Source organism: Shewanella gelidii (assembly GCF_014647855.1).
GTDB lineage: Bacteria > Pseudomonadota > Gammaproteobacteria > Enterobacterales > Shewanellaceae > Shewanella > Shewanella gelidii.
In genome coordinates this window covers 276622-289383 of the sequence record NZ_BMPZ01000004.1, presented here as the reverse complement: position 1 = coordinate 289383, position 12762 = coordinate 276622, and the positions used below count along the sequence as shown (strand labels likewise).

Sequence of the window (12762 nt, the reverse complement as noted above, 5' to 3'; positions counted from 1 at the left end):
AAAACCATCCAACAAAACAATTTAAATACAATAAATACAAAACGTTAATCGCAAATTTAACAGCGAACAACCGTCACCGCCCATATAAAAGCAGTCACAGCATATTATACTGACGCCAAAAAACGCGATGTAACCTCAGGCCGAAAGCACAAAAAAAGTCATACATATCAAAGCCTAAGATGAATCAAATATGTGATAAAAAAAGCCCCTGTGTCTTTCACAAGGGCTTTAACAATTACTAAACAATCACTTGGTACGGTTGTACGCCAATTTCGAACAAAAGTCGCGACAACAAATCTCACTTAATCAAGATTAACGTCGCCAAGCTGGAATTGCAGCTTCGTATCCAGAAATGTTTTGATCGAAACTCAGCGTTAACCCAATAGCATCAAGACCTTTGAGCAAATTCTTTCGTGCAGATTCAGCAATCGTAAAATCAAACGTTGCACCGGAAGGCGAGATCACTTTTAAGTTTTCTAAATCAACACTAACCTGTGCCCCGATTTCAGATTCTATCTCTGCAATAATTTGTTGTACTTGCTCATGACTTAACTTCACCGGAAGCAGGCCATTGTTAATGGAATTACCATAGAAAATATCAGCAAAGCTTGGCGCAATGATCACTTTCAAACCATAGTCTTGCAATGCCCATGGCGCATGCTCTCGACTAGAACCACAGCCAAAGTTCTCTTCTGCAATCAATATCGTTGCACTTTGATAACGAGGCTGATTCATTACGAACTCTGGATTGACCTGATCTCCATCATCGTCAAGATAGCGCCAATCATGGAATAAATGCACACCAAATCCATCCCGTGTTACTTTCGATAAAAACTGCTTCGGAATAATTTGGTCTGTATCAATATTGGCTGTATTAATCGCGACCGCAAGCCCCGTGTGAGCAATAAAAGGTTGCATAACTCTCTCCTAATAGGGTTTACGGATATCAACAAAACGACCAGCAATTGCGGCGGCGGCAGCCATCGCAGGACTCACAAGGTGAGTACAACTTCCTCGCCCTTGACGACCTTCGAAATTCCGGTTGCTTGTCGAAGCGCAACGATCACCTTCTTCCAAACGGTCGTCATTCATCGCTAAACACATGGAACAACCTGGAAGACGCCACTCAAAACCGGCCTCGATAAAGATCTGATCTAAACCTTCCGCTTCCGCTTGCAACTTAACTTGCCCAGAACCTGGGACAACCAGTGCCGTTACCCCATCAGCCACTTTACGACCTTTGGCTTGTTCCGCCGCAGAGCGTAGATCTTCAATACGGGAATTTGTACATGAGCCAATAAAGACTTTGTTAATACTCACTTCCGTCATGGGTGTGTCTGCTTCAAGACCAATATAAGCCAAGGCTTTCGTCATGCTATCTCGCAGAGTGTCATTGGACTCATTGGCAGGGTTAGGTACACATTGATCAATACCAACCACTTGGCCTGGATTTGTTCCCCACGTTAACTGTGGTGCAATATCTGCTGCATCGAGCACTATTTCGGCATCGTAAACGGCGCCTTCGTCGGAACGAAGCTGTTTCCACGCAGCAACAGCTTGCTCCCAATCATCCCCTTGTGGGGCAAACTCGCGACCTTTTAAGTACGCAAATGTGGTTTCATCAGGCGCAACCATCCCAGCTTTAGCACCCATTTCAATTGCCATGTTACAAACCGTCATACGCCCTTCCATGGAAAGGTCGCGAATCGCTTGGCCACAAAATTCCACGACATGCCCAGTCCCACCATCCATGCCGGTCTTGCCAATAATGGCAAGAATAATGTCTTTCGCAGTAATCCCCGCTGCGACTTGACCACGCACTTCAATTTTCATGGTTTTGGCTTTGAGTTGACGCAAAGTTTGCGTCGCCATCACATGTTCAACTTCTGAGGTACCAATACCAAAGGCCAATGCACCAAATGCACCATGAGTTGCGGTATGTGAATCACCACAAACAATGACAGTACCAGGAAGCGTTATCCCAAGTTCTGGCCCCATGACATGAACAATGCCTTGATTTGGATGATGAATGTCATAAAGGCGGACGCCAAATTCATCACAATTGCTGGCGAGTGTTTCAACTTGAATTCGTGCCATCGGACTCAATGCATCTAAACTTGCACTTTGCGTTGACGTGTTGTGATCCATCGTTGCAAATGTTTTTTCCGGCGCTCTCAATTTACGACCAGCGGCTTTAAGACCACTGAATGCTTGCGGTGAAGTCACTTCATGGACTAAGTGACGATCAACATAAATAAGCGGCGCTTCGCCTTGAGGCTCTGTCACAACATGGCTACGCCAAACTTTTTCATAAAGTGTTTGTGCCATTACACACCCTCCGCAATCGCTTGCGCAATAAAGTCACCCATTTCACTGGTACGTTTAGCATCTGCTCTTTGTTCGGCCGCTAATAACTCACCCGTTAAGTACCCTTCGCTTAGCGCTTTAGAAACCGCTCTTTCAATAGCCGCTGCTGCCTCTTCTTCTTTAAAACTATGGCGAAGCATTAGCGCTGCTGAGAGAATTTGCGCGACAGGGTTTGCGATGCCGAGTCCCGCAATATCCGGTGCACTGCCACCGGCTGGCTCATATAGGCCAAAGCCTTTGCTATTTTGGCTTGCAGAAGACAATAACCCCATGGAACCTGTTAGCATGGCAATTTCATCAGAAATAATATCGCCAAAAAGATTCGAACAAAGCATCACGTCAAACTCATCAGGACGACGTAACAGCTGCATCGTGGCGTTATCAATATAAATATGCTCCAAAGTCACGTCTGGGTAATCTTTTGCAACGTCTTCGACGACTTCTCGCCATAAAACAGAGCAAGCAAGCACATTGGCCTTATCCACTGAGGTCACTTTTTTACGACGTCCCTGTGCAGCTTCAAAGGCGATTTTAGCAATTCGGCGAACCTCAGCGCGGCTATAGCGCATGGTATCAAAAGCTTCTTCAGCTTCTCCTTCACCTTGGCGACCTTTAGGCTTGCCAAAATAAATACCACCGGTAAGTTCTCGGACGCATAAAACATCAAAGCCTCGGGATGAGATATCTGCGCGCAGTGGAGACATATGCTCTAATCCGGCATGTAATTTGGCGGGACGCAAATTGCAGAATAATTCGAAATGACCACGCAGAGGCAGTAGTGCACCACGCTCAGGTTGATCATTTGGTGGTAGGTTTTCCCACTTTGGGCCACCAACTGAACCAAATAAAATAGCGTCAGCAGCTTCACAGCCCTTGAGCGTGGCCTCCGGCAGTGGGCAACCATGGTTATCGATCGCAACCCCACCCACATCATAGTCTTGGTAACCAATTTGTAGCTCAAAGCGCTTTTCTACTTGCGCGAGTACTTTCCGCGCTTCTGCCATCACTTCTGGCCCAATTCCGTCCCCGGCTAACACCGCCACTTGGTAACTCATGTTTTCCTACCTTCCGTCTTTGCTAAATTGATTTCGTTTTTTTTAATATGATTTGTATGGGCTGAACGAGCAATTAAACGCCACCGAGATCAGTCGATTGTGTTTTTAATTGCTGTTTTTTATCTGCGACTTGATCCGCTCGCCAAGTGAGATTCATGACATGAACCAACGCATTTGCCGATGCTTCAACAACGTCCGTGGCTAAACCATAACCATGGAAGCTTTGATTTTGATAGCTTGCCGTAATATCCACTTGCCCCAGCGCATTCTGACCCTGACCTTTGGCTCCGAGCTTGTAACTGGTAATATTGATATCGCGACCACTTGCCCGTTCTATTGCATTATATGCTGCGTCAACCGGTCCATTTCCGGTAGCGGCTTCTGTCACCTCGCTCCCGTTCACCAATAACTTCACCGTCGCCGTTGCTACGCCTTCCGTAGAGTCTGACTGCACAACAATTTGCTGTAACTGATAGAAGTCATCTTGCTCCGACTGTGCTTCCATGTATGCTAGGGCTTCTAGGTCATAGTCAAATACTTGGCCTTTTTTATCCGCTAAAGCTAAGAATTGGTCATAAAGAACATCTAGATCAAAATCTTTTTCGTCATAGCCCATTTCCATCATTCTGTGCTTAATGACATGTCGCCCTGACCGGGACGTCATATTTAAATTACTACGGCTTAAACCGATGCTTTCAGGCGTCATGATCTCATAGGTGTTTTGCGACTTCAGCATTCCGTCTTGATGAATCCCCGAGGAATGGGTGAACGCATTGGCCCCAACAATCGCTTTATTGGATTGAATTGGCATATTGCACAACTGGCTGACAAGAGATGAAGTTCGATGGATCTCTTTGGCATTAATGTTCGTACTCAAACCTAACATTGATTTGCGAGTCGACAAGATCATTGCAATCTCTTCAAGAGAACAGTTACCCGCACGCTCACCAATCCCGTTCACGGTACACTCAATTTGACGAGCACCATGCTGTACCGCTGCAATAGAGTTGGCGACCGAAAGCCCTAAATCGTCGTGACAATGTACAGAAATAATCGCTTGATCAATGTTGGGGACCCGATTGAATAACGTTTGAATAATACCGCTAAATTCACTGGGCACCGTGTATCCCACGGTATCAGGAATGTTAATCGTTTTCGCTCCGGCGGCGATTGCAGACTCAACCATACGGCATAAATCATCAATCGGTGTTCGCCCCGCATCTTCACATGAAAACTCGACATCATCCGTAAAGCGTCTTGCATACTTCACCGCAGAGACCGCCATTTCTAACACTTGATCAAATGAGCGCTTGAGCTTGCTTTCTACGTGAATGGTCGAGGTGGAAATAAATGTATGAATTCGAAACTGCTCCGCGACCGACATGGCTTGGGCACACGCATCAATATCTTTTTCTAGAGCTCTGGATAACGCACAAACACGGCTATTTTTTATATTTCTTGCAATGGTTTGTACCGATTCAAAGTCGCCTGGTGAAGAAACTGGAAAACCCACCTCCATCACATCAACTCCCAAACGTTCAAGAGCCAATGCGATTTGCAATTTTTCTTTTACGGTCAAACTGGCCGCTAATGCCTGCTCTCCATCTCGTAACGTCGTATCGAAAATTATCACTTGGTCAGACATTGGCGTTCTCCCGGAACCTTGGCCACATATAAACTTGTAAACGTAAAAATAAAAAACCCCGCGACTCTAGCGCGGGGTTGATATAAATGCTGGTGACTTACCTACCATACAGCACTACATCCTCCGCGCAGAATATGCGAGAAAGAGCAGAATCAGTCGAAGTAGTGCAGTTGAGTTATTCATCAAATCTATATAACTATTCTATATTATCGTGGTAAGTACGGATTAATTTTTAACCCGCATTGCTATGGGCTGTCAACCCTATAATTTTCATATTTGAATAATTTTTCGTTTCGTCGTTGCGAGTCCACTAGACATTACATTTATTTAGAAGTGTTATTCTTGTCTATCAAAACCCAACGGATCTCTAAATCTCAAGAATCCAACCGTCATATTTTATGCAATATCAGTAAATGTTGTTAAACTAATCGTCATCTTGAGATGGGACTAAAATTGGTTGAGTACGGACAAATTAAATGGAATTTAGACAGATTGTTTTGTGCTTACTTTTATGGGTACCCACAGCTTTCTCCCAAAGCATTTCTAACGAAGACGCCCATGCCCAAATGGATGACCTTAATCAGCTGATTTATCAGTATGCTGACAAAGCGATGGTTCAAATATCCGAGTTAGAGCAAGCACTAGAACAACATTCCCGTAGTGACATTACTCGCCTGAGACTCAACCTGCTCAAGTGTGAAGCTCTCATGGAGCTTGGGGAAACAAAAGCCGCTATCAATGTGGCACAAATGGGTGATGCCCAAGCAAAGCTGCTGCGCCTTGAAGAAGCACGACCATACTTTCTCAACTGCCTCGCTGACGCCCACACAAGCACGGGAAATCTCAAGGTGGCACTTCCATTGTTCGATGCCGCCATCCGCCTTGCAAAACAGTACCAACAACCCCAAGCACTCGTGAACGCACTCAGGCAAAGAGGACAAATTGACACAGATACAGAGAACTTCGGAGCTGCAATCGAAGACCTTAGATTGGCACTAGACATATACCCAGATCTTTCAACTCAAGCAAGAAACTGGAGCTGGCCACCCATCGCCTATATTTATGGTGCGATGGGTAATTTATTCTACGTATCTGGCGATCTCAAGCAGGCCATTCACTACTCCAATTTAGCAATACAATCCACAGATGTAGAAGGGAAAGTACGTCATGTTCTGGTAAGAAATGCAGCAAAAATGCACTTTGATAATGACGACACTGCACGTGGCGAGCAGCTCCTCGCACAAGCAAGAGCGATGATGTCGCAACTAACTGGGCCAATCGATATAGCTTCTAGTTATGCCATTATAGCTTCAATTGACTTAAGCCGCGGCCGCCTTGAAAGTGCTGAACAACTAACACAATTAGCTTCTTCAACATTTAAAAGTACAAATAAAAAAACCTTAGTCATGCGCTCCAAACGATTACTGGCTCAAATCAAATTTGCCAAAGGGGAGCCTGAACAAGCCTTACAATTGATGCAAGAAGCCATTCATCAAGGGGTAGAACTCAAACAGTTTTATGATCTCGTTTATTTCTACCAGATCATGATTAACCATTACGCAGATACAAATAATTATGAGAAAGCTTTTGAATACCAACAATTACAGTATCAGGCACAAAATGCCGCTACAGACAGACTGAATGATGCACGGTTTATTCAATACAAAGCCCGCCTCAATCAACATGACTTAGCGCAGACCCAAGCACAACAATCGATCAGTCAGCACTCACAAGATAAGACCACACAACTGAGCTGGGCCTACAGCATCATCTTTGTTCTTGGCATGCTACTGATCGCAATTTTAATTTGGTACCTGATCAATCGTTCTAATCAACGCTACCTTAATGACCCATTGCCTATTGATGACGCGCTGCCTACCAATCAAAAACTGGATGCCATGCTCAATAGCGCCAAAAAATCAAACTCTCCAATGTCATTGCTACTCATTGATACGGGTAATATCCGCCAAGTAGATTTGCCAGTAATGCTTGATGAACTGAAAGAAAAACTTCGCGAGCAGGATTTGCTCGTTCGTTTTGCCACAGACCAAGCTGTAGTGGTACTGCCTTATACCTCCACTAATGGTGCCGAATTTGTCGGTGAACAACTTACATCTCAGATTAAAGCATGGCAGCCTGATACGCCGGTAAACATTGGCATTGCTAGCTTACAGCAATTTGATACTCTGCCGTCAATGGTCAGAAGGGCAAGTGTAAACAGGCTCACCAAACGAAAAAATGTGGATTCAAACAATGTTCTTTAGAGTTCTATTGTTTTTCATATTATTTTGGACATCGAAGGCACTAGCCATCAGCCAAGCAGACAAAGATGCGTCTAATATTATGGATTTACTGGACGCACTAATATTTCAAGATCCGCAAGCTGCATCGAATAAAATGGCGACATTAGAGCATTTAATCAATAAGCAAAGTGTTCAAAACAAAACCCGCTTGCGTGTAAGCCTTATGAAATGCAATGTCCTGGTAGAGTCGGGAGATTTCCAAGCAGCTATAAAAATAGCCCAAACAGGGGACGCACAAGCAAAATTAATGAAGTTCGAGCATGCTCGTCCTTATTTTTTAAACTGCTTAGCTATTGCTCACGCTAGTCTCGATAACTATAAAGTTGCTTTACCGCTGTTTGACTCTGCTGCATCTCTTGCTAAGCAATATCAACAACCAGACGCACTCATCACTGCACTATATCAGCGAGCACAGATTGATACTTACTCAGACAACTTCACATCAGCAATTGAAGATTTAAGGGTCACGCTTGATATATATTCAGAAGTAAAAACTCGTAACACGCATTGGTCACGCCCCCCTTTAGCGCTAATTTACGCCGCAATGGCCAACCTCCTCCATGCCACAGGTGATTTTGAGCAAGCGATACACTATGCGAAATTGAGCTTAGCCCAAAAAGAAACCGTGGGCATGCTTAGCCACACATTACAACGCAATATATCAAGAATGTATTTTGATGCAGGTAACGAAGAAGCTGGTGAATTGGCACTTCAAATTGCAAAGTCACAACTGACAGAAGGCAACTTTACAAAGCTAGTTCTCGGGTTCAGCTACGCTACACTCTCCTCTATTGAGCTAAGTCGAAAGAACTACCAAGAAGCAGAGCGACTTGTATTAAAAAGTCAGCGTATCTTCAAAACTCTCAATAGAAGTTTAGAAATTATGCGAACGAGTAGGCTATTAGCGCAAATAAAATTTGCGCTAGGTGAGCATGTACGAGCAATTGAGTTAATGAGTTTCGCGATTCAAGAGGCTGAAATGCGCCAATTGCATGCTGATTTGAGCTATTTTTACCATTTGATGGCTACGCATTATGCTCAGCAACAGGAATATAGATTAGCGTATAGTTTTCTGAATAAGCAAAACCAAGCAAGCACACAGGCTAATAAGCAGCTGAACGATGCGCGATTTATTCAATATAAAGCCCGCTTAAACCAGCATGATCTTTCTCAAGCTCAAGCACAGCAATCCATGAATCAGCGCACTCAAGGCCATACGAGTCAACTCAATTGGGCATACGGTGTCATCTTTATTCTGACTCTAATGCTCGTTACGATTTTTATTTGGTATTTAGTCCATCGCAGCAATCGAAATTATCTTAGCGACCCGTTACCTCTTTCAGAGACTTTACCCGTCAATCAGAAGCTAGAAGCGATCATGAGCAGTGCTAAAAAAGCAGACTCCCCTTTAAGCTTGCTTCTCATCGATACCAGCAACATCCGCCAAGTCGATTTGCCGCAAATGCTCGATGAACTCAAATTAAAACTACGGGAACAAGATATCGTTTTGCGCTTTACCAGTAATCAAGTTGTGGTGTTGCTGCAATATACAGCTAACAATGGGGCAATATTTGTAGGTGAACAACTCACAACACTCATCAAAAGGTGGCAACCTCAAGCCGCAGTCAATATTGGTATCGCTAGTCTTCAACAGTTCGATACACTTGCCTCAATGGTTAGGCGTGCCAGTATAAGCCGTCTCAACAAGGTGAAAATGGAGACCCATAATGGCCATTAGGCTTGCCACTTTAAGCTTATGGTTGTGGTGCGCTCTTGCGTTTGCTGTAAATAACGCAGATGAAGAAGCCAAGGCAGTTATGGATACTCTCGATGCATTGATATTTCAAGATATTCAAAGCGCTTCCGATAAATTGGCCAACCTAAAGCGCTTGATCAAAAACGAAAATGTTGAAGACATCACCACCTTACGTGCGACTCTAATGGAATGCTTAGTTCTTGTAGAGTCTGGTAAATTCAAATCAGCCATCGAAGTCGCACAAACTGGTGACGTTCAATCAAGACAACTCAAGCTGGAGCGCGCTCGACCTTACTTTTTAAATTGTTTAGCCATTGCACATGCCAACCTTGATAATTACAAAATAGCATTACCAATCTTTGATTCCGCGGCAAAACTTGCCAAGGAGTACCAACAATCAGACGCACTAATCACCGCGCTATATCAACGAGCTCAATTAGATACTTTCTCAGACAATTATGCTTCAGCAATTCAAGACTTAAAAAACGCACTCGATATATACTCAGAAGTGAAATCAGATGATATTCAATGGTCACGCCCGCCTTTGGCTTTATTACATGCAGCAATGTCTAACTTATTGCACACGACTGGAGACTTTAAACAAGCGATTGTTTTCGCAGAATTAAGCATAGCGCAAGAAGAAACAACAGGGATGCTTAGCCATATTTTGCACCGCAATATTTCAAGGCTATATTTTGATGCAAGGGAGAACAAAAAAGGAGAGCAAGCACTGTTGATTGCGACATCTCAACTCTCACAAGAACAATTCCCCCCACTTGTACTTGGATTTAGCTATGCAATCATTTCGTCAATCGAATTTAGCCGAGGAAATTACTTAACCGCTCAACAGTTAGTTTTAAAAAGCCAAGAGATTTTTAAAAAACTAGAAAACAATATTGAACTCATGCGAACGAGTCGACTTCTAGCCCAAATCAAGTTTGCTCTTGGCGAGGATGAGCACGCAATAAGGTTAATGTTATTTGCGATTGAACAGGGAGAAAAGCGTCATCTGCATTTTGACTTGAGCATTTTCTATGAAATATTGGCTGCTCATTACGAAAAGCAAAATCAATACAAATTAGCCTTTCACTATTTGGTAAAACAGCAGTTAGCTAATAAAAAGGTGAATAAGAAACTCAATGATACACGCTTGTTACAATTCAAAGCCCGGTTGAACCAACACCATCTTGCGCAAGCAGAAAACCAGCAATCCGTACTTCAGCAAACCACGCAAAAATCCATCCAGCTCACCTGGGCTTACCGGCTCACGTTTACGCTTAGCCTTGTTATTATCATTTTATTTATTTTTAGTTTAGTACAGCGAAACCGAGGGCTAGCACTCGCGCGCGCCACAGCATCGGCCAGCCCAATTACTCGTGAGCAAAAGTTAGAGTCCATATTTGACAATGCCCTCAAGTCACGTAGGCCACTTTCGTTGGTTTTACTTGATATCACAAACATTCGGCAAGTGGATTTACCCCAACGATTAGACGAGCTTAAACAATCGCTACGCTCACAAGATCTATTGCTTCGCTATAGCTCTAGCCAAGTCATCATCGCGCTACCTTATACAACAGAAAAAGGCGCAGAGTTCGTGAGTCAGCAACTCAGTAATACCATTTCAAATTGGCAATCTGATACTCAAATTTCTATTGGCATTGGGAGCTTGCAGCCTTTTGACACCTTGCCATCTTTAATCAAGCGCGCAAATATTAACCGGCTGAACAAAGCAAAGCATCAGGATGTCAAGCATGGTCGCTAGAACTTTACTGCTTACCCTTCTTGTTTGGCTACCCACAGCCTTGATGGCCAATCAAGCTGATACCGCAGCCATGACCTCAATGGACTCAATCGATACATTAGTTTTTCAAAACTCAGATGCCGCACTCAAGGCAACACTGAAGCTTGAACAACAATTAAAAACTCAACCCGCAAGCAACGCGACTCGACTTCGGTTTTCCCTCACCAAATGCAATGCGCTATCAGCGACAGGTCAGACCCAAGCCGCAATAGAGCTTGGGCAAATGGGAGATGCACAATCCAAGTTGTTAAACCTAGAGCAAATACGTCCATACTTCTTAAACTGCATAGCGGGCGCTCATCGACGCCAAGGGAACTATAAGGTTGCCCTAACTCTATTAGATTCCGCGACATTGTTAGCGAAAAGCCACCAGCAACCGCACGCATTAGTCAACTCGTTGTATCAAAGAGGAACGCTCGATGCTTCATTGGAGAATCTTGCATCAGCAATTGAAGATATCCGGCTTGCACTAGACATTTATTCAGATCTACAGCCGAAACCCAGTGGGTGGTCGACTCCCCCGCTAGAACTCATTTACGCCGCGATGGCTCGCTTACTGTATTCGACAGACGACTTCACTCAAGCACTGCGCTATACCCAGCTAAGCCTTGCCCACAGTGACCCCAAAGGCATGCTCTACCATGAATTTCAAATTGATTTGGCCAGGATATATTTCGCTCTAAACAAAAAAATCGAAGGAGACGTTGTACTTCAAGAAGCACAACACACCATTGTGCAATCCGACTTTCCACCTGAATACGTCGCTATGAGCTTTAGCAAAATCGCAGCAATTGAATTCGCCCAAGGCAACTACCCAGAAGCTGCCGCACTTGCCCAGCAAGCAATGGAAATACGTAAGAAACTCAACAACCCCACTCAAGCCATGCGACTCAGCCAGCTGCTTGCTCAGATAAAATTTGCCCAAGGGGACAGCCATCAAGCCGTGCAATTGATGGCTGACGCTATCAAACAAGGAGAATTGCTTCAGCAGCATTCTGATTTAGCGTTTTTCTTTCAAATATTGGCCGACCATTATGCGCAAGAAGAAAAATATCAGTTAGCCCATGATTATCTAACAAAACATAATCAAGCTATCTTCGAAAAAAACCAACAGCTCAACCACTTACGTCTGGCACAACATCAAGCTCGATTGAGGCAAAAGAGCTCCCCTCAAAGCCATACAGAGAAATTGTCTCAAGCAAATATACAAAAAGTAGAGTCTAGATTAAGCCGAATCTATTTCCTAATATTTGTCCTTGGAGTGCTCCTCCTCGCCATACTCGTATGGCAGTTTACCAATCGAAGCAACCTTCGCTTTCTCAACCACTCTTTACCTTTTGATGGTTCAATGAGTATCAACCAAAAGCTAGAGTTGATGCTCAGCCGAACCAAACACGCCAACGAGCCTCTAGCAATCATCTTACTTGAAACAAGCAGATTGAATACTGCCGAGCTTCCTCAGGTTATCGAACGATTAAAAGAAAAGATAAGAGCTCAGGATATCTGCGTTCAATATGGCGCAGAGCAAGTTTTATTGGTGCTCCCCTTAACTTCCATGTCAGGCGCGCACAACATTGCAACGCAGATTTGTGCCACGATTCAAGCTTGGCAAGAATCAAAATACGGATATCAAAGCATACCTAAAGTCGTGCGGTGTGGGGTCAGTACATTGCAAGCAACAGATACATTAGCAACCCTCATAGAACGCGCGCGCGCGGCTCAACGCAAGCAGCTTCGCGCAGCCCAGAGCCACACAGACTAAAAAGAAGATAGACGTGCAGGATTAACCAGCTTCGTATTGGCGCGCTTTATTTCAACCCGAGTCGTCACAAAGC

General features: G+C 44.1%; 8 protein-coding genes. 4 read left to right on the top strand and 4 right to left on the bottom strand.

Annotated elements, in window-relative coordinates; genetic code table 11:
• Positions 1 to 312 precede the first annotated feature (312 nt).
• The 4 genes from leuD to leuA form a co-directional block, all read right to left on the bottom strand.
• The gene (gene leuD, locus IEY18_RS10450; RefSeq protein ID WP_188920514.1) at positions 313 to 918 is read right to left on the bottom strand and encodes a 3-isopropylmalate dehydratase small subunit; all 606 of its coding nucleotides are present in this window, start codon (positions 916 to 918) and stop codon (positions 313 to 315) included.
• A gap of 9 nt (positions 919 to 927) precedes the next feature.
• On the bottom strand, positions 928 to 2328 hold the full coding sequence (leuC, locus tag IEY18_RS10445) for a 3-isopropylmalate dehydratase large subunit (protein WP_188920512.1): 1401 nt from the start codon (positions 2326 to 2328) through the stop codon (positions 928 to 930).
• Positions 2328 to 3422 carry a 3-isopropylmalate dehydrogenase gene (leuB, locus tag IEY18_RS10440; protein WP_188920511.1) on the bottom strand — a complete coding sequence of 365 codons (1095 nt, stop codon included), beginning with the start codon at positions 3420 to 3422 and terminating at the stop codon, positions 2328 to 2330. Before leuB ends, leuC begins: the two co-directional genes overlap by 1 nt.
• Before the next feature lie 73 nt (positions 3423 to 3495).
• On the bottom strand, positions 3496 to 5067 hold the full coding sequence (gene leuA / locus IEY18_RS10435) for a 2-isopropylmalate synthase (RefSeq protein ID WP_188920509.1): 1572 nt from the start codon (positions 5065 to 5067) through the stop codon (positions 3496 to 3498).
• 476 nt (positions 5068 to 5543) lie between these two features.
• Here leuA and IEY18_RS10430 point away from each other — a divergent pair, with 476 nt between their 5' ends.
• The 4 genes from IEY18_RS10430 to IEY18_RS10415 are packed head-to-tail and all read left to right on the top strand — an operon-like array spanning position 5544 to position 12689.
• Entirely contained in the window at positions 5544 to 7331 is a 1788-nt protein-coding gene (locus IEY18_RS10430) for a tetratricopeptide repeat-containing diguanylate cyclase (RefSeq protein WP_188920507.1), read from the top strand.
• On the top strand, positions 7321 to 9108 hold the full coding sequence (locus IEY18_RS10425) for a PleD family two-component system response regulator (protein ID WP_188920505.1): 1788 nt from the start codon (positions 7321 to 7323) through the stop codon (positions 9106 to 9108). The genes IEY18_RS10430 and IEY18_RS10425 overlap by 11 nt, the downstream gene beginning before the upstream one ends.
• Positions 9098 to 10888 carry a diguanylate cyclase domain-containing protein gene (locus IEY18_RS10420; RefSeq protein ID WP_188920503.1) on the top strand — a complete coding sequence of 597 codons (1791 nt, stop codon included), beginning with the start codon at positions 9098 to 9100 and terminating at the stop codon, positions 10886 to 10888. The genes IEY18_RS10425 and IEY18_RS10420 overlap by 11 nt, the downstream gene beginning before the upstream one ends.
• Entirely contained in the window at positions 10878 to 12689 is a 1812-nt protein-coding gene (locus tag IEY18_RS10415) for a tetratricopeptide repeat protein (protein ID WP_188920501.1), read from the top strand. The genes IEY18_RS10420 and IEY18_RS10415 overlap by 11 nt, the downstream gene beginning before the upstream one ends.
• Positions 12690 to 12762 lie beyond the last annotated feature (73 nt).